Genomic DNA, 19,046 nt, shown 5'->3' with positions numbered 1-19,046 from the left:
CCCAAAGTTAAGAATTGAAAACTTCGGCATTAGCGCGATGGGCGAGCTAGTAGGCTGGGCCCTGCCGAACCAATTTCCACCGCGCAACGGCCGTACAAGTAAGGCTTTGCGTTCTTTGGGACACGACGTCACGGTGCACGTGTGATTGAACGGTTTGATGCGTACTAGGGTCCCGGAAGGCGTAACCATAGAGACGCTCGCTGCCTTCGCTAACGCACAGGGCGGTACGTCGCCGATCGGCATCGCTGGCAACGGATCGATCTCCCGCGATAATGATTTCAGGGCACATAGTGTTTAGCTCTACTCAGCCTGGCGTAGCAGATACTCAGCCGTCCTTTGGCTTGTCTACGAGTTTCTCGACCAGCCGCCTGAGCTCGGAAGGAGTGGTGTGCCCGGCAACAACCTCGTGATAACCGATCCCTGCCCTTCGTAGGGCCTCCTTCTTGACAGCATCGCGCGCTGCGGCGAGACCTTGGTGATGGGCGCCGCCTTGGTATTCGATCGCATGTCGGGGCTGGCAGTCCTCGTTCACCAGAAGCAGGTCGACCCGTTTCGAGTTGATGCAACGGTAGGCGTCCGCGTCCTTGCTGCGCAGAATTTCGCCTAACGATACTTGTGCCATCACCTACCATCCGGGATTGCAGCCTATCACTATGGTGTCGAGCTCCCGGAATACGCGCGCTTCGCTCTTGTTGAGGAGCGGCTGTATCGTGAAGTGAGCCCCCATAACGATGCGTAATTGGTCAGCAGCGTCGGGTTGTTTTGGAGTGACTGGATCAGGCTTCGGCGCTAACGGCCTGTTATCTATTTTGCTCCAATCGCGCTTCCTGTCCCAGCGCCAACGGTTCTTTTCCCGCCACGCCTGCCGTCGTATCTTTGAACAGAACCGCTCGACGGCCATACCACCAAAGGCGCCGACCAAGAGAACGGCGATCAGCAGATGTGGCTTTTCGATCAAACCAATAATCTCGGGGGGCATGCCGGTAATCTTACTGGACGCTGGTTCTTGTAATAAGCCACGACTGACGAGAAAACACCAGGGAGCGGAGCGTTTGACTTTAAGGTTGGAGCTGCGCGCCAATCAGCTCCAGCATACTCCTGCAAGGGTTAGGGTGCCGGGCCGCGAAGCTTGTTGGTGCGGGCTTCTTGCCAGCGCTGGACCGGTCGCGGGGAGCGTCGGGGGAGCCGCCGCGCTTTTTTCAGCGGAGATGCCCCCTCCCGGTTAAAAAAACCGGTGGGGTCAGGGTGACTCCTGGACGCGGCAATCGCGACGAGATGGACGCCAGTCCGCCCACCAGCGGTCAGGCATATTTCAGGCGAGGGCAAGCGCCTGGGCGATATCGGCAACAAGATCGTCGGGGTGCTCGACGCCGATCGACAGCCTTATTGTCGACTCAAGAACGCCGATCCGTTCCCGAACGTCCTTGGGCACGCCCGAATGGGTCATGGCGGCAGGATGGCTAGCCAGCGATTCCGTGCCGCCAAGGCTGACGGCAAGTTTCAATATCTGAAGGGCATTGAGAAACGCGAACGCCGCGACCTGACCACCGCGAATGTCGAACGAAAATGTCGATCCGGCGCCCGTGCATTGCGTCCTGAATACGCCTGCGGCCGGAGTGTCGTCGCCGAGGAACGGCAGATATGCCACCCTTGCGACCTTCGGGTGGTCGGCCAGGAATTCGGCGACGATGCGGGCATTGGCGTTGGCTTTCTCCATGCGAATGCTCAGCGTTTCCAGTGAGCGGCCGAGCATCCAGCACGAGTGCGGATCGAGCTGCGTGCCGATCGCCCCCCTTAGCGCCTTGATGGATTTGGTGACGGCCCTGCTGCCAAGTGCCGCGCCGGCGATCAGATCGGAATGGCCGCCGACATACTTGGTCAGGGAATAAACGGAAACGTCCACGCCGTGGTCAAGCGGACGCTGAAAAACCGGTCCGAGCAAAGTATTGTCGCACACGACGACCGGGCGCTGTCCCTGTTTGGCGGCGATCTCGTCGGCGATGCGGTCGACCGCCACGAAATCGACCAACGAGTTGGTCGGGTTGGAGGGCGTTTCGATGAAGATGAGCGATACGCGGCCTTTCCTGCAGCCTTCATCCGCCGCTGTGCGAATGGCTGACTCATCGACGCCATCGGCGAAACCCACAGCGCCGACGCCAAAATTGGCCAAGGTCTTGGCTAACAAAGTTTCGGTGCCGCCATAAAGCGGTTGCGAATGCACGATAACGTCACCCGGACGGGCGAACGCAAGCAGGGTGGTGGCGATGGCCGACATGCCGGACGAGAACAGGATGCAGGCCTCGGCCCCTTCGTAGATTGCCAGGCGATCCTCGACGATTTCGCTGTTGGGATGATTGAAGCGGGAATAGACCAGCCCGGCTCCGGTTCCGCTCGGCGGTTCCTTGCGTCCGGATACGAAATCGAAGAAATCGCGGCCCTCTTCGGCAGATCGGAACACGAAGGTCGAGGTGAGGAACACCGGCGGCTTCACCGCACCTTCCGACAGCTGAGGGTCGAAGCCGTAGCTCAGCATCAACGTTTCCGGATGCAGCCGATGATTTCCAATATGCGTCTTGGACGGACGTGGGGCAGTCATGGCGATTCCTCCGGTCAGGTTTCTCAGACCAAAATTAGAGGAAGAACCAACACCAGTCTCTTGCTAATCCACTCGGGTCCATGGTCATCCAGACAGATCAGGCACGCCATGCTGCACTCGCGCCAGGGGAACGTGGTTTTCGGACTCGAAACGGTCCGGTCGGTCCGATCTCTTTCTAATTCTAAAGCGCGAACGGCAACCAAGAACCGTTAGTGGCGAAGGCAGCAGGAGAATTGGAGACATACCGGACCGACCGGACCGGAAATGTTTTGCCGAGTGCCTGGGCGCCAAGTCGGAAGACGCAGTGCACGGTCAGCGAGGCGCGCGGTTGCTGGGGCATGCGGCACTGCAAGAGATCAGATCAGGAGGGATGAGGGCCGGCCTTCAGTGCGCTCTCGCGGCGCGCGGAGGCTGGCCCCGGGCCGCGCATATAGTGGAGCTCCGGCCGGTAGCGCGGTGCAACGAGTTCGCGAAAGGCTGATGCCAACCGAGTCGAACGATCCATGACAACTTTCCCTGGGCGCACTCGTAGCCGATTCCTGTAACCGCAAGCCGCCGCCGCGGGAGGCTGTTCGTTCCCGATTTTTGTCTGCGCTACGACGCCTTTTCCGCCGACCGCGGATGTACCGGCGGCGGCCGCATCTTTCAGGAATGCTATGTGCGACCACATCCACAGTCTCGCGGCCATCGAGGCGCTCCTTATGACCTTGTGACGGCCGGCGGACATGGTGGCAAAGTCCGCGACGCCGACGTCGATACGGTCTCGGTTGATCGGCCGCTTGAACAAAAGACCGAATCGGATTGGGTCGCAGTCAAAAATTCCCACGAGGTGACGGACGACAAGAGGCCTACCCCCAGGGCGGCGGCCAAAAACGCTGCTGGAGGGCCGAACAGAAGCTTACGCGACATCATTGTCCCTACCTCACACGCCGGTATTGATGTGGAACAGGGTCTTCGCCGCCCGGCATGTCTGAAGCTGTAGAAGCAAGAACCGTGCCACGCAATCGCAAGGCCGGGCTTCCAGCCGCCCTGTTTTGGGCGGCGTCATGCGTTCAAGTACCTGGTTCGTCAGTCGCTTCTTACTCGTCCTAGCCATTTGCTCCCCTGGGTGTTCGGGTTGCTTGAGTCGATCGTTTGCAGGGTTTCCGAGGGGGAGCCGCAAGGCGCGGTTTTCGACGGAACTCCGTGGGACAGAGTGTTCCGCTCCCGGAGCGCTGGACAATCGTTTTCTGGCTGAATAGGTTACGGTTTGCGACGATAAGTTTTCGTGGAATCAATGGTTGCCAAGGTCGGGGTCGAGCGTTCGAATCGCTTCACCCGCTCCAGTGTCCTCTAAGGGAATCAAGCATCGAAAAGCCGCGGTCCACCGCGGCTTTTTCGTTTTTGGGCAGCACGGCATCATCCAGCAGACGGAGCGAGCTTGTCACTTGCCGGCTGCCTGTGGCCTTCAGGCGCTTTGTTCGCCGCTCGGAATACCCCCAATAGAGTTAGGACTTTTGCTTTTCAATTTCGGACCAAGGTCCCTTGCGGACAGGTGTATTTAAACCAAACTGGCGAAGTAGTGGACCATCATATTAGAGAGTCCTCATATTTATAGTCTGGAACCATCCTGGCGGGAGGGCGGCTCGAAGGAGGAATTATGAAAACTCGAACCAGTCTGTTCGCAACGGTCGCCGCTCTCGCCCTTGTCGCGTCTCCAGTCCTCGCCGGCCCCGGCGGCAATGGTGGCGGGAAGGGTAATGGCGCAAGCAACGGCAATGGCGGAAACTCGGCTGCAGCCGGATCGCAGGGCCACGGAGCCGCAACGTCTGCGGCGCCTAGGGATAAGTCCACGCGGGGAATTGCTCATGCAATGGCTGTCGTTTCGACCACGCCGGCCTCGCCGCAGGCCACCCTGTCCTTGCAGGCAGCCCTGGACAAGTTCCTGGCAAGAAAGGCCGATCCGGCCGACGATACCTCCGGCGAAATTCCTGACGCAGCCGAATAAAAATCGCAAATCATGCGCTGCGCGGCGGCGCATCCTAGCATCGAGATTCTTGGTCACTTGCCGGGCTGCTTCATCTGTTCGGCCGATGCCGTGGGTCAAGAAACAGCCGACATTCGAGTCCGATCCTAAGGGATCCCCTGGAACGGTCCTGCCCCTACAGACGGTCCAGCGAGCACCACCGGCCTCGGGCCGGTGGTGCGTTCTTGGGGCGCGGGCTCGACTGGCGCTAGCCGTGGCCGTTTCCGGCCGATCTTCATCCATGCGCGTTGGCCAACGAAGCGGCAATCGCCGCAATCGAGCGGAACAGCACGAGCGGGTCATCCCTTAGCGGAATGAAACCACGCCGCTGCCAGAACGCGGCGGCTTCGGGATCGATGGCGTTGACCAGGAGCGCGCGGCCGCCGACGAGCTCCGCAGCCATTACGCAGCGCTGCAGCGCGTGCTTGACCAGGCCGGTTCCGATGCCGCGGCCGGCCCAGCCGGCGTCGGTGGCCAGCTGTCCGAGCAGCAGGCAGGGCACGGGATCGGGAGGTTGGCCGGTGCGAATGGATCGAGCGCGCCGGCATCGACCTCGAAATGCCCTGCGCATTGCTATCTGGCGCCGGCGCCTTTGCGAAAATCCGACGGCGACATGCCGGCCAGCTTGCGGAACGACTTGTTGAAGGCGCTGAGCGAGCCGAAACCGGAGTCCATGGCGACGCGCAGCACGTTGGCGTCCTGGTGCATCAGCAGCGCCTGGGCGTAGCTGAGCCGCAACAGATTGACATATTCGTTGAGCGTCATGCCGGTCGACTTCTTGAAAACGCTCATGGCGTATTTGGGATGGATGTCGGCCGCCGCCGCGATATCGACGCAGTCGATGTCGTAGAGGAAATTCTCGGCGATGAAGTCGCACATGCGCCCGACATTGCGCAGCGATTGCTGGTCGAAGGGGCTGCCTGCTTCCTGCTCGATCGGCGTTTCGGGTACCAGCCGGTAGGGTTCGAAGCGCACCCGCTCCAGCCGCAGCAAAAGTTCGTTGACGGCGTGCTCGGCCTTGCCCGCATCGCCCGAGCGGACGTAGCGGTTCCAGCGCTCGAAATTGTCGCTGTCGGACCGGTCGGTGGCATTGGTCACCAATGTCGCGCCGGTCATCAGCCGGTTGCGGACGTCCGCGGGCAGGTGCAGCCGGAAGAAGTGCACCAGCGGCAGATGCGCGCCGGCATAGACGGCGTCGTCCGACGCATCGTCCATCTGGTGCGGCAGGCCGCCCCAGAACAGGCACATGTCGCCGGACGAAAGCGCGATCTCGTGCTCGTCCATGCGGTAGTGCACGGCGCCGCGAACGATGAAATTCACCTCGACCTGGGCATGCCAATGCGGCTTCAGCATCACCAGAGGCCGGGTGTGAAACATCTGCAGCAGCAGCGGCAAGCCCTCCACGCTGCTGGCGCCGGGCTGGTAAAACGGCCTTTCCGGCATCTTACTTTCCGCCAATTTTTTATTCCCTTTGTCGCGGACAAGCCTTCGCCAGCGCCTAGTCTAGCCATGCTCGCGAAGAGAGAGCAAATGAAATGGGAGGATTTCAATGCGCATCACACTGACCTGCGCCGCGTTCGCGCTTGCCCTGGGCTCAGCCCCGGCCTTTGCGCAATCCGGCGAAATCACGATCTGGAGCTGGAACGTCGCCGCTTCGTCGCTGAAGGCCACCATGGAAGGTTTTAACAAGCAGTTCCCCGACATCAAGGTCACGGTCCAGGATCTCGGCAACCAGCCGACCTATGACAAGTCGATCGCCGGCTGCGCCGCTGGCGGAGAGGGGCTGCCGGACATCGTGACGATCGAGAACGGTGAGGCCGAGAACTACTGGAGCCAGTTCCCGGACTGCTTCGTCGACCTCCATACGCTCGGCTATACCGCCGAAGACCAGGCAAAATTCCCCGATTTCAAGCGCACCGAGCTCGAAGTGGAAGACAAGGCCTATGCGATGCCGTGGGATTCCGGCCCGGTGGCGATGTACTATCGCCGCGACTTCTATGAGAAGGCCGGCGTCGACCCGACCTCGATCAAGACCTGGGACGATTTCATTGCCGCCGGCAAGAAGATCCAGGAGGCCAATCCCGGCGTGACGATGACCAACGCCGATTTCAACGGCGACTCCGAATTCTTCCGCATGATCGCCAACGAGCAGGGCTGCGCCTATTTCGCCGCCGACGGGCAGTCGATCACCGTCAACCAGCCGGGCTGCGTGGCGTCGATGACCAAGATCAAGGAGATGAAGGACGCCGGCATCATCACCTCGGCCGATTGGGGCACCAAGATCACCAACAACACCGCCGACAAGGTCGCCAGCCAGATGTATGGCGGCTGGTACGAGGGCACCATACGCACCGAGTCGCCCGACGGCAGCGGCAACTGGGGCGTCTACCTGATGCCGAGCCTCACCGCCGACGGCCCGCGCGCCGCCAATCTCGGCGGTTCCTCGCTCGCCATCACCTCGGTGTCGAACAACAAGGAAGCCGCCTACGCCTACCTGAAATATTCGCTCGCGACCAATGAGGGCCAGATAGCGATGCTGAAGGGTTTTGGCCTGGTGCCGTCGCTGATCTCGGCGCTCGACGACCCCTATGTCTCCGAAGGCCAGCCCTATTGGGGCGGCCAGGCGGTGTGGAAGGACATTCTTGGCACCTTGCCGAAAGTCGTCCCCAGCCGCGGCACGCCGTTCCAGAGCGACGCGGAAATCATCGTCCGCGCAGTGCAGACCAAATATCTCGGCGGCGGCTACCCCGACGCCAAGGCGGCGCTCGACGATGCCGCAAGCCAGATCGCCTCGGCGACCGGCCTGCCGGTCGAAGAGTGAGCTACGCGGCTCCCCCTTCTCCCCTTGTGGGAGAAGGTGTCGCCGAAGGCGACGGATGAGGGGTGTTCCAGGGGACACCAACGTCTCATTCCGTCCAGCACCCCTCATCCGTCTCGGCGCTGCGCGCCGATCCACCTTCTCCCACAAGGGGAGAAGGCAAGGCAGGCGCGGCGCCGACCTCGACAGTAGACCGGCAAATCTAGAGACAGGAAGGAGAAAGAATGCGCTATCAGAACGCCACGGCGTACCGCTTCCTGGCGCCCTATCTGCTGATCTTCTCGATCTTCTGGCTGTGGCCGATCATCAACTCCTTCCTGATCTCCTTCCAGGCGACGCGCACCGTGCCGTGGCGGTTCGCGCCGACCTTCAACTGGGGCCGGCTGATCGGCGACCCGGCCTTTTTCAACGCCTTGAAGAACACGCTGCTCATCCTCGTCATCCAGGTGCCGGTGATGATCACTTTGGCGATCGTCATGGCGGTGCTGCTCAATTCGCCGCTGCTCAAGGCCCGTGGCCTGTTCCGCTTCGCCTTCTTCGCCCCGGTCGTGGTGGGCGAAGTTGCCTATTCGGCGGTGTTCCGGCTGATGTTCAATCTCGACTACGGCATCATCAACAAGCTGCTGAACAGCGTCGGCCTGCCGCGGATCGACTGGTTTTCCAACGTCACCCCGGCAATGGCGGTGATCATGATCGCGGTGACCTGGCGCTGGGCCGGCTACAACGCCATCATCCTGCTCGCCGGCTTGCAGTCCATCCCCCAGGATGTCTATGAGGCGGCGACGCTGGACCGCGTCAGCAAGCTCAAGCAGTTCTTCTACATCACCCTGCCGCTGCTCAAGCCGATCATCGTGTTCTGCGCCGTGCTGTCGATCATCGGCACCATGCAGCTGTTCACCGAACCGTTCCTGATCACCGAGCGCGGCGGGCCGGGCGGCGGCACCGAAACGCTCGGGCTGCTGCTTTACCGCCAGGGTTTCAGGTCGCTCAATTTCGGCTACGCCTCGGCCATCGCCTACACCATGGCCGGGCTGGCGATCGCCATCTCGCTGGTGCAACTGTGGCTGACGAGGGAATCGAAATGAGCTCACGTTCCGCTTCGAGCCGTTCCTCCTCCAGCCGCTCCTCCTCCAGATTGGGACGCAGCATCGCGCTGCATCTCTTCCTGACGCCGCTGGCGCTGATCTGGCTGTTTCCGCTGTGGATGATGGTGATCTTCTCGACCATGCCCGACAGGGGCATTTTCAGCCCCAGGATCGAGCTTTTGCCGCACGGCAGCTTCCTCGACAACGTCAACAACCTGCAGCGCGACACCAATTTCATCGGCGCCATCGGCATCTCGGTCTCGGTGGCGGTGACCTATACGTTCCTGTCGGTGCTGCTCACCTCGATGGCCGGCTGGGCGCTGGCGCGCTACCAGTTCTTCGGCAAGGGCGTCGTCGTCGCGATCATCCTCGGCACCATCACGCTGCCCTATGCTGTCGTGCTGATCCCGCAATTCATCATGGTGGCGCGCGACTTCAAGCTCGCCAACACCTGGGTGGCGCTGATCGTGCCGCCGCTGTTCAATTCGCTCGGCGTGCTGTTCATGCGGCAGAGCTTCTCGATGATGCCGGGCGATCTGTTCGACGCCGCACGCGTCGAGGGGGTCAAGGAATGGCGGATCTTCCTGTTCGTCGCGCTGCCGCTGGCGCGGCCGATGCTGGCGGCGCTCGCCATCATCCTGTTCCTTGCCTCCTGGAACAATTATCTCTGGCCGCTGCTGATCAATTCCAAGCCCGGCGCGATGACGGCGCCGGTGGCGCTCGGCACGCTGATCGGCCTCACCAAAGTGTCGTGGGGCGGCATCATGGCGGGCGCCGTGATGCTCACCGTGCCGATGCTCGTCGTGTTCGTGCTCTTGCAGCGCCATTTCGTCGCCGGCATTGCCGCCGGCGCCATCAAATAGGATCAGCATGGCAGCGGTCACACTCAAAAATGTCGTCAAGCGCTTCGGCGTCTTCGAGATCGTTCACGGCGCGAACATCGACGTCGACGACGGCGAATTCGTCGTCTTCGTCGGCCCCTCCGGCTGCGGCAAGTCCACGCTGCTCAGGATGATCGCCGGGCTCGAGGACATCAGCGGCGGCGAGATCGCCATCGGCGGCAAGGTAGTGAACAATGTCGAGCCGGCGGACCGCGGCATCGCCATGGTGTTCCAGTCCTACGCGCTCTATCCGCATATGAGCGTCGAGCAGAATCTCAGCTTCGGGCTGAGGATGAACGGCAACCCGAAAGCTGACACCGAGCGGCGGGTGAAGCGGGCCGCCGAGATCCTGCGCATCGCCGAGCTGATGAAGCGGCGCCCGCGGCAATTGTCGGGCGGCCAGCGCCAGCGCGTCGCCATCGGCCGCGCCATCGTGCGCGAGCCGCAGGTGTTCCTGTTCGACGAGCCGCTGAGCAATCTCGACGCCGAGCTCAGGGTGCAGATGCGGGTCGAGATCTCGCGCCTGCACAAGGAGCTCGGCGTCACCATGATCTATGTGACGCACGACCAGACCGAAGCAATGACGCTGGCCGACAGAATCGTCGTGCTCAACGCCGGCAATATCGAGCAGATCGGCGCGCCGCTCGATCTCTATGACGACCCCGCCAACCGCTTCGTCGCCGGTTTCGTCGGCTCACCGAAGATGAATTTTCTGGCGGCACAAGTGGTCGGCAACGACGGCAATGCAACGCTCCTCGAACTCGCCAACCATGGCGGCGCTCGGCTGCAGAAACCGCTGTCGGGCGCCCCGCCTGCGGTCGGCGCCGAGGTCGTGCTCGGTGTGCGGCCGGAGCATTTCTTCGAGGCCGGCGAAGGCGATTGCGACATCGCAGTCAAGGCCGATGTCGCCGAGCACCTCGGATCGGTGAGCTACATCTATGCCAATGCCGGACCAGAGGAACTGATCATCGAGCGCGAGGCATCGCGGCAGCGGGCGACTGGCGACCACATGGTGGTGTCGATCAAGGCCGGCCAATCGCTTCTCTTCGACAAGTCAGGTGCTCGCATTCGCTAGTGCCCAAAAGCATGCCCTCGGGCGTGAACCGCGCAGCGGTTTGGGACAACGCCATGCACACCAAGACACGCAATTTTTCTTTCACCAACTCGCGACGCCGAGGCGACCCCAAGGAGATCCAGGAATGACGTCCGAACCACAAAAAATCCGCTGGGGCATTCTCGGGCCCGGCACCATCGCCAAGGCCTTTGCCGGCGGCGTCGCCCATTCGCGCACCGGCACATTGGTCGCCATTGGTACGCGCAATCCCGGCAAATCGGGCCTTAATGAAAACTTCCCCGGTGCCCGCATCCTCGACGGCTACGAGGCTTTGCTCGCCGATCCGGACCTCGATGCAGTCTACATTTCGACGCCGCACCCCAGCCACGCCGAATGGGCGATCAGGGCGGCCGAGGCCGGAAAACATGTGCTTTGCGAAAAGCCGATGGGGCTCACCGCTTTCGAAGCGGACGCGATGATCCATGCGGCGCGCAGGGCCGGCACCTTTCTCGGCGAGGCCTTCATGTACCGGCTGCATCCGCAGACGGCAAAGCTGGTCGACCTCGTCAGGTCCGGCGCGATCGGCGAGGTGCGCATGCTGAAATCGAGCTTCGGCTTCGCCATGCCTGGCTTCATGCCGGAGCACCGGCTTTATGCCAATGATCTCGCCGGCGGCGGCATTCTCGACGTCGGCGGCTACCCCGTTTCGATGGCGCGGCTGATTGCCGGGGCCGCATCGGGAAAGCCTTTCGCCGAGCCGGACAAGGTGGCGGGTGCGGCGCATCTCGGCCAGTCCGGCGTCGACGAATGGGCTTCGGCGCTGCTGCATTTTCCCAACGGCATCGTCGCCGAAGTCTCCTGCGGCATCTCGCTCGCCCAGGACAATGTCCTGCGCATCCTTGGTACCAAAGGCCGCATCGAGGTCGCGGACTTCTGGTATGCGAGCGGCAGGGAAGGCGGCACCGGCGAGATCCGCATCATCCGTTCAGGCGGTGAGGAGGTGGTCGAGGTCAGGGAAGACCGCTGGCTCTACGCTTTCGAGGTCGACGCCGCCGGCGAGGCGATCCTGGCCGGAAAGCAGGAGTTTGCCTGGCCGGGCATGGGCTGGGCCGACAGTCTCGGCAATCTGCGTGTGCTCGACAAATGGCGTGCCGCCATCGGGCTCGAATACGAGATCGAAAAACTCGAAAAACGCGTCGACACCATTTCTGGCCGGCGGCTGCGCTCCGGCGGCACCATCATTGCGAAGCGCGAAATTCCGGGCCTGCCGCGGCCGGCCTCGTGCCTGGCGCTCGGCTTCGAGGATTTTCGCACCTTCTCCTCCGGCATGATCCTGCTCGATGCCTATTTCGAAGCCGGCGGCAACGTCTTCGACACCGCCTTCATCTACGGCAGCGGCTACACCGAAACGCTGCTCGGCCAATGGTTGAAGAACCGCGGCGTGCGTGAGCAAGCGGTAGTCATCGGCAAGGGCGCGCACACCCCGCTTTGCTATCCCGATGTGATCGGCAAGCAGCTCACCCAGTCGCTCGACCGGCTGCAGACCGATCATGTCGACGTCTATTTCATGCACCGCGACGATCCCGACGTGCCGGTCGACGAATTCGTCGATGCGATGGACCGGGAGGTCAGGGCTGGCCGCATCCGCGGTCCGTTCGGCGGCTCGAACTGGACGAGGGAACGCATGGACGAGGCGATTGCCTATGCCGAGCGGACCGGCAAGCAGAAGCCTGGCGCGCTTTCGAACAATTTTTCGCTGGCCGAGATGCTGGTGCCGATCTGGCCGGGTTGCGTCACCTCGTCGAGCGACGACTGGAAGGCCTGGCTGACCGCCCGGCAGATGCCCAATTTCGCCTGGTCGAGCCAGGGACGGGGTTTTTTCACCGGGCGCGCCGGGCGTGACCAGCGTGACAATGAAGAGCTGGTCCGGGTCTGGTACTCCGAGAAGAATTTCGGCCGCCGCGACCGGGCGATCGAGCTCGCCAACCGGCTGGGCAAGAGCCCGATCCATGTCGCGCTCGCCTACGTCCTGGCCCAGCCGTTCCCTTCCGTCCCGCTGATCGGACCACGCACGCTCGACGAACTGGAGGACAGCCTGCAGGCGCTCGACATTGCGCTTTCGCCCGACGACATTGCGTGGCTGGATGGCGGATCGGATCAGCATCGACGCACGGGCTGAGGGGACATCGCTGCCCTTTCCTTCTCCCCTTGTGGAGCCCGAAGGGCGGGCGAGGCCCGTGACTCGCCCCGGGCGGTGGATCGGCGCGCAGCGCCGAGACGGATGAGGGGTGCTGGACGGAGTGCGTCAGTGCCAACCTGGAGCACCCCTCATCCGTCGCCTTCGGCGACACCTTCTCCCACAAGGGGAGAAGGGGAAGCGCGTCCTGTAACTCTCCGACTTGCGATCGAACGGCGACCACGGCTCTAATCATCGGGATCTTTTGCACCGCGACTAGGGTGTTGTTTAAATTAGCTTTTCTATTTCTTGAAAAGCTTGTTTCTTTCCTACATACTTCGCAAACTGCCGCGCAAACATGGTAGAGGTCGAGTTCCACGAACGGCAGGGATGAGTCATGACCGAAGCAGACGGCCAAGGACGGCCGACCTCGGGGGACGAAGCCGATGGACGCGATCATGTCAGGCGCATCCCCGACATCATTTCGCTGGTGAAGGACTCTTACTGTGAATTGCGCCCGGCGGAGCGGCGCGTCGCCGATGTCGTGCTCGACGACGTCAAATTCGCGGTCGACGCCTCCAATGCCGTGCTCGCCCAGCGCGCCCAGGTCAGCGAACCCACGGTAACCCGGTTCTGCCGCGCCATCGGCTGCGAAGGGGTTCGCGATTTCAAGCTGAAGCTGGCGCAAAGCCTGGTCGTCGGCGCGCTCTATCTGAGCAAGCCGCCGCCGCTGAACAGCGACAATGGCATGCCGTTCTGGAATGCCGTGTTCGGCGAGGCCCGCCGGGCGCTGCAGGAGGCCGAACGGCAGCTTGATCCGGCGCAGCTGCTGAAAGCCGCCGAGCTCATCGCCAAGGCGCGCCAGGTCACGGTGTTCGGCCTCGGCGGCAGCTCTTCGGCGCTGGCGCAGGAGACCCAGTACCGGCTGTTCCGCTATGGCATCACCGTCAGCGCCCAGTGCGACCCCTATCTGATGCGGATGACCGCCTCGACCCTGAAACCCGGCGACCTGGTGATCGCCATTTCGGCGACCGGATGCACCCGCGAAGTGATCGAGGCCGTCGAGCTCGCCAAGCATTACCGCGCCAACGCGATCGGCGTGACCGCGCCCGACACCGAGCTTGCCCGCGCCTGCGACGTCAGGCTGACGGTGGCGGTGCCGGAATATCCCGACACGCTGAAGCCGACCGCCTCGCGCTTCGCCTTTCTGGCCGCGATCGACCTGATGGCGGTGGCGGCCGCCTACAAGCTCGACGGCTCGGCCCGCGAAACCGTCCGCCGCATCAAATACAACGCCCAGATCCACAGGACGGGCAAGGAGATGGAGCCGCTGGGGGATTGAGGCCTGGTTAAGGGGCGTTTGCGCTGCCCCTCACCCTTGCCCTCTCCCCGTGAAAAACGGGGAGAGGGGGTCGCCAGCGCTGGAGCTTGTCCCTTCTCCCCGTTGTTCACGGGGAGAAGGTGCCGGCAGGCGGATGAGGGGCAGCGCCGAGTTCGACAATTGACGACCCAATCCGGATTCGCCGACTCGAAGGAGAAAAAAATGCTCGACATGGCACCCTCAAAACAGGCGGCCAGCTGGCTTTCCTCTCTCTCCCGCGCCCTCGAGGCGGGCGACGCCGCGGCCGCGACCAATCTGTTCGTCGAGGACTGCTACTGGCGCGATCTGCTGACCTTCACCTGGAACATCAAGACGATGGAAGGCCGCGCGGCGATCCGCGACATGCTGGATGCCACTCTGGCGGCAACCAAGCCGACCGCCTGGCAGCTCAGTGGCGAGGCAAGCTCGCACGAAGGCATGATAGAGGCCTGGTTCAGCTTCGAGACGTCGTCGGCCTGGGGCCAAGGCATCATGCGCCTGCAGGACGGCAGATGCCGGACGCTGTTCACGGCGATGAGCGACCTCAGGGGTTTTGAGGAGCGCAGGGGACCGGCGCGGCCGCTGGGTGTCCGCCACAAGGCCGACCCGGACCGCGAGACCTGGGCCGAGGCGAGGGCGCGCGAGACGCGTGATCTCGGTGCCATTGAGCAGCCCTATTGCCTGGTCATCGGCGGCGGCCAGGGCGGCATCATGCTGGGCGCACGGCTGCGGCAACTCGGCGTGCCGGCGATCGTCATCGAGAAGAATGCGCAGGCCGGCGATTCCTGGCGCAACCGCTATCGCTCGCTCGTGCTGCACGATCCGGTCTGGTACGACCATCTGCCCTACATCCCGTTTCCGGAGAACTGGCCGGTGTTCACGCCCAAGGACAAGATGGGCGACTGGCTGGAAATGTACACGCGCGTCATGGAGCTCAATTACTGGACCTCCACAAAATGCATCAGCGCGTCCTACGACGAAGCCAAAAAAATCTGGACGGTCGAGGTCGACCGCGCCGGCGAGCGCATCACGCTGATGCCAAAGCACATCGTCTTCGCAACCGGCGCCTATGGCCCGCCGCGGCAGATCGACCTGCCCGGCGCCGCTGCGTTCCAGGGCGAGATCCTGCATTCCAGCCAGTATTTTAGCGGCGAGACATTCCGCGGCAGGCGCGTCGCGGTCATTGGCGCGGCAAGCTCGGGGCACGATGTCGCCGTCGACCTCTGGGAGAGCGGCGCTGCGGTGACGATGATCCAACGCTCGCCGACGACGGTGGTGAAGTCAGACACGCTGATGGAGGTCGGCTTCGAGATCTTTTCGGAAAAGGCGCTGGCCCGCGGCATCACCATCGAAAAGGCCGACATGATCGTCGCCTCGACGCCGTTCGCGCTGCTGCCGCAAACCCAGCGGGCGCTGTACGACATTATCAAGGCGCGCGACGCGGCTTTCTACGACCGCTTGCGCGGCGCCGGATTCGCCATCGATTTCGGCGACGACGAGACGGGGCTGCTGATGAAGGCCTACCGCACCGGCTCGGGTTACTATATCGACGTCGGCGCGTCCGATCTGATCATCGACGGCGCGATCGGCATCCGCAGCGGTGTCGAGATCAAGTCGCTGACGCCGACCGGAATCCTGTTCGACGACGGCAGCGAATTGGCGGCCGATGTGATTATCTCCTGCACCGGCTATCAGTCGATGAACGAAACCGTGGCGGCGATCGTCTCGCGCGACGTCGCCGACGAGGTCGGGCCGTGCTGGGGGATTGGCTCGGGCGTGAAAGGCGACCCGGGACCATGGCAAGGCGAATTGCGCAACATGTGGAAGCCGACGGCGCAGGAAGCGCTGTGGTTCCACGGCGGCAATCTGGCGCTGTCGCGCTTTTACTCGAAATATGTGGCGCTGCAGATCAAGGCGCGGATGGAAGGCGTGGCGACACCGGTTTATGGGTAGCAGCGCTCTTCTCCTTCTCCCCTTGTGGGAGAAGGTGGATTGGCGCGCAGCGCCAAGACGGATGAGGGGTGTTGGACGGAGTGAGGCGTTGGTGTTCTCTGGAGCACCCCTCATCCGACCGAGCTTCGCTCGGCCACCTTCTCCCACAAGGGGAGAAGGAAGAGCCGCCCAGCCTTCACCCACGCCCGAAATGCCTGGCCACCACCTCGACATGCGTTTCATGCGCATGCGCTTCGAAGCGCTCGGTGTCACCAAAATCGTTAGCCGCCTCGTTCGGCCACCAGGTGCCGCCGATCACGATGCCGTCCGAGACCAGCCGCTGCTCGGCGACCAGCGACGCGCCGACCGCGTCGACAAAGGTAAAACGGCCCGGACGCAGCCGCAGCACTGCGATGTCGCCGACTGCACCGACCTTAAGCGTGCCAAGCTCGGGCCTTGCGATCGCCTCGGCCGGCCGTTGGGTCGCCGCGCGCAGCACCTCGACCAGCGGCATGCCGAGCGCCAGCAATTTCGACATGCACACCAGAATGTCGAAGGCCGGACCGTCGACGCAGTAGAGATGCACGTCGCTGCTGATCACGTCAGGCGCCAGCCCTTCGCTGAGCATCGCCCTGGCGACCGCGAAATCGAACGAGCCCATGCCGTGGCCGATGTCGAAGATAACGCCGCGCTCGCGCGCCAGCCGCATGTCGGGCCGGACCGCGCCCGAGGCGAAGACCGGCGCGTTGGGAAACGGCCGGAAGCAGTGGGTGAGGATGTCGCCCTTGCGCAGCCGCGGCAGCACTTCTGAACGGCCTGGCGGCGGCTCGTCGATATGCGCCATCAGCGGCAGGCCGGCCTGGTCGGCAGCCTCGAGCGCCAGATCGACCGGCGCGATGCCGCTGCTGCCGCCGGCATGGCGACCCGAGCGTACTTTTACGCCGACGACCACGTCTGCGTGCTCGCGCACCGCCGCCACCGTCTCGCGCGGTTCGCAGAGCCGCAGATCGCTGCACTCGCCAACCGAAACGGTCTGCGAGAAGCCGAAAATGCCGGCAAAGGAAATGTTGACATAGGCCAGGATGCGGAGCTTCGAGCGCTCGATGACGTGGCGGCGAAAGCCGAGGAGGTTGCCGGCGCCAGCGCTTCCGGCGTCGATGAAGGTTGTGGTGCCGCTTTTTGCAGCGAGGCGGTCGGCATCGACGCCAAGCGAGGTGCCGCCCCAATAGACGTGGCTGTGCAGGTCGATGAGGCCGGGCGCGACGATGGACCCCGTCGCATCGATGACGCGCGCGGCGCGCTCGAAGGGAATGTCGGGATCGATCGCGGCGATGCGGCCGTTGGCGATGGCCAGATCGCGTTGCGCATCGAGGCCGGATGCCGGATCGATGAGCCGGCCGCCCTTCAGCAGGAGATCAAATTGCATCGGCGTCCTGTGTGTTCTCGTTCAAACCGGCCTGTCCGCGCAATTCTCATATAGGTTTTGTTGGAAAGCAACATTTTTTGGGAATGATGTTGCTTTATTACAGGAGCGTCGCAAGCGTAAGCGGAGCACCAAAATTGCCGATCTCCCCCCTTGAGGGGGAGATGCCCGGCAGGGCAGAGGGGGTGCTGTCCCGCCAGCGTTTCTGGGCCGCGCCAACGCGGGCAGCACTCACCGATCAATCCGCGTCGACAGGATGATCGACGACGATGTCCGCTCGACCCCGTCCATCGCGCCAATCTCATCAAGCAGCGTGTCGAGGTCCTTGATCGACGGCGCGTCGACGACGACGATCATGTCGAAATTGCCGCTCACCGAATGCAGCGTCCGCACCGGCGGCAACGCCTGCAGGCTGCGCACCACCTTGTCGGCAAGCTTGGGCGTGACGGTGAGCAGGACATGCGCCCGCACCAGTCCCTGTTCGTAGTCGGGTGAAAGCCTGACGCCATAGCCGGTGATGATGCCGCGCTGTTCCAGCCGCTCGATCCGGCTCTGCACCGTCGTCCGCGACACGCCGAGCCGCCGCGCCAGTTCGGCCGTCGACGCGCGCGCATTCGCGCGCAGCAGGGAGAGCAGGGCCTGTTCGGCGTTGCTAAGCACTTTCGACGAACCTCATCGGCATACTGTCCAATTTGGCACTTCGTTTTGAGCAGTTCAACACTTCCTTTCGACAGGCAAGCTGCGATTCTGTCCGCTCTGTGAAAGGCAAGGCGAGGGAACTGTCATGAAGGACATCATAATTGTCGGCGCCGGCAAGATCGGCTCGACCATCGCCGAGATGCTGGCTTCCACCGGCGACTATCACATAACCCTCGTCGACCGATTGGCCGCACAGCTCGGCGCGGCCGAACTGCCTGAAACGGTCGAGACGCTGCAGCTCGACATCGAAGCCGCCGGCACACTCGAAGCGGCTCTGGCCGGCAAGTTCGCGGTGCTCAGCGCCGCGCCCTTCCACCTGACCACGCGCATCGCCGAGGCGGCGGCCAGCGCCGGTGTGCATTATCTCGACCTGACCGAGGATGTCGTCGCGACCCGGCGCGTCAGGCAATTGGCGCGTACCGCCGACAGCGCCTTCATCCCGCAATGCGGGCTGGCGCCGGGCTTCATCTCGATCGTCGCCAATGATCTCGCCAGCCGCTTCGACACGCTGGAAAGCGTGCGCATGCGGGTCGGCGCGCTGCCGCAGTACCCGTCGAATGCGCTGAACTACAATCTGACATGGAGCACGGACGGCGTCATCAACGAATATTGCGAGCCTTGCGAGGCGATCGTCGAAGGCGAGCTGATCGAGGTGCCGCCGCTGGAGGAGCGCGAGGAATTCTCGCTCGACGGCGTCACCTACGAGGCGTTCAACACCTCGGGTGGGCTCGGCACGCTGGCCGAAACGCTGAAGGGCAAGGTGCGCACGCTGAACTATCGCACCATCCGCTACCCCGGCCACGCCGCGATCATGAAGGCGCTGCTCAACGATCTTGGCCTGCGCCACCGCCGCGACGTGCTGAAGGACATTTTTGAGAGCGCCCTGCCGGCGACGCTGCAGGACGTGGTCATCGTCTTCGTCACCGTCAGGGGGGGGGCGGGCGGGGGCCGCGGCGGGCGCGGGCGCCCGCCACACAACAAACACCCGCCCCAGCGGGCGCCCGGGCGGGCGGCGCG

At 63.2% G+C, this 19,046-nt stretch carries 14 protein-coding genes and 1 pseudogene; 9 read left to right on the top strand and 6 right to left on the bottom strand.

Annotated features, from left to right (window positions below):
* Positions 1-325: 325 nt before the first annotated feature.
* Positions 326-979, bottom strand: a pseudogene (locus AC0L15_RS30445) (DUF2726 domain-containing protein).
* A 333-nt stretch (positions 980-1,312) separates the two neighbouring features.
* Positions 1,313-2,596, bottom strand: a complete 1,284-nt coding sequence (locus AC0L15_RS30440) for a cystathionine gamma-synthase family protein (RefSeq protein WP_287123496.1) — start codon at positions 2,594-2,596, stop codon at positions 1,313-1,315.
* A 1,852-nt stretch (positions 2,597-4,448) separates the two neighbouring features.
* On the opposite strand from AC0L15_RS30440, the gene AC0L15_RS30435 reads away from it, so the two are divergent.
* A complete protein-coding gene (locus tag AC0L15_RS30435; protein ID WP_287068147.1) occupies positions 4,449-4,583 on the top strand; it encodes a hypothetical protein in 135 nt (44 codons plus the stop codon).
* A 253-nt stretch (positions 4,584-4,836) separates the two neighbouring features.
* On the opposite strand, the gene AC0L15_RS30430 is transcribed toward AC0L15_RS30435, so the two are convergent.
* Both AC0L15_RS30430 and AC0L15_RS30425 read right to left on the bottom strand, forming a co-directional pair.
* Positions 4,837-5,103 carry a GNAT family N-acetyltransferase gene (locus AC0L15_RS30430; protein WP_287068149.1) on the bottom strand — a complete coding sequence of 89 codons (267 nt, stop codon included), beginning with the start codon at positions 5,101-5,103 and terminating at the stop codon, positions 4,837-4,839.
* A gap of 71 nt (positions 5,104-5,174) precedes the next feature.
* Complete coding sequence (locus AC0L15_RS30425) at positions 5,175-6,044, bottom strand: helix-turn-helix domain-containing protein (protein ID WP_287250529.1); 870 nt, start codon at positions 6,042-6,044, stop codon at positions 5,175-5,177.
* 106 nt (positions 6,045-6,150) lie between these two features.
* Between AC0L15_RS30425 and AC0L15_RS30420 the strand changes: the two genes are divergently transcribed.
* From AC0L15_RS30420 to AC0L15_RS30390, 7 genes are all read left to right on the top strand, one after another.
* Positions 6,151-7,422: an ABC transporter substrate-binding protein gene (locus AC0L15_RS30420; RefSeq protein ID WP_287250527.1), complete on the top strand. Its 1,272-nt coding sequence runs from the start codon at positions 6,151-6,153 to the stop codon at positions 7,420-7,422.
* Positions 7,423-7,643: 221 nt separating this feature from the next.
* Positions 7,644-8,504, top strand: coding sequence for a carbohydrate ABC transporter permease (locus AC0L15_RS30415; protein ID WP_473498040.1), 861 nt, complete (start codon positions 7,644-7,646; stop codon positions 8,502-8,504).
* Complete coding sequence (locus tag AC0L15_RS30410; protein ID WP_473498038.1) at positions 8,501-9,367, top strand: carbohydrate ABC transporter permease; 867 nt, start codon at positions 8,501-8,503, stop codon at positions 9,365-9,367. The genes AC0L15_RS30415 and AC0L15_RS30410 overlap by 4 nt, the downstream gene beginning before the upstream one ends.
* A 7-nt stretch (positions 9,368-9,374) precedes the next feature.
* Positions 9,375-10,460, top strand: a complete 1,086-nt coding sequence (locus AC0L15_RS30405) for an ABC transporter ATP-binding protein (protein ID WP_287250525.1) — start codon at positions 9,375-9,377, stop codon at positions 10,458-10,460.
* A gap of 124 nt (positions 10,461-10,584) precedes the next feature.
* The gene (locus tag AC0L15_RS30400; protein ID WP_287250524.1) at positions 10,585-12,618 is read left to right on the top strand and encodes an aldo/keto reductase; all 2,034 of its coding nucleotides are present in this window, start codon (positions 10,585-10,587) and stop codon (positions 12,616-12,618) included.
* A 394-nt stretch (positions 12,619-13,012) separates the two neighbouring features.
* On the top strand, positions 13,013-13,957 hold the full coding sequence (locus tag AC0L15_RS30395; RefSeq protein ID WP_287250523.1) for a MurR/RpiR family transcriptional regulator: 945 nt from the start codon (positions 13,013-13,015) through the stop codon (positions 13,955-13,957).
* Between the two features lie 201 nt (positions 13,958-14,158).
* Positions 14,159-15,928 (top strand): flavin-containing monooxygenase, encoded by a 1,770-nt coding sequence (locus AC0L15_RS30390; RefSeq protein WP_287250522.1) that lies wholly within the window; start codon positions 14,159-14,161, stop codon positions 15,926-15,928.
* Between the two features lie 175 nt (positions 15,929-16,103).
* Here the strand turns inward: AC0L15_RS30390 and AC0L15_RS30385 are convergent, their stop codons facing one another.
* Entirely contained in the window at positions 16,104-17,333 is a 1,230-nt protein-coding gene (locus AC0L15_RS30385; protein WP_287250519.1) for an amidohydrolase/deacetylase family metallohydrolase, read from the bottom strand.
* Between the two features lie 228 nt (positions 17,334-17,561).
* Entirely contained in the window at positions 17,562-17,990 is a 429-nt protein-coding gene (locus AC0L15_RS30380) for an Lrp/AsnC family transcriptional regulator (RefSeq protein WP_128175259.1), read from the bottom strand.
* A 124-nt stretch (positions 17,991-18,114) separates the two neighbouring features.
* Between AC0L15_RS30380 and AC0L15_RS30375 the strand changes: the two genes are divergently transcribed.
* Positions 18,115-19,046 (top strand): saccharopine dehydrogenase family protein (locus AC0L15_RS30375; RefSeq protein ID WP_473498035.1); only part of this gene is annotated, 932 nt, incomplete at its 3' end.

The sequence above is a fragment of the Mesorhizobium sp. WSM4846 genome (assembly GCF_055811415.1).
The sequence above is the reverse complement of the archived record's forward strand: the minus strand, read 5'-3'. Positions and strand labels throughout refer to the sequence as shown.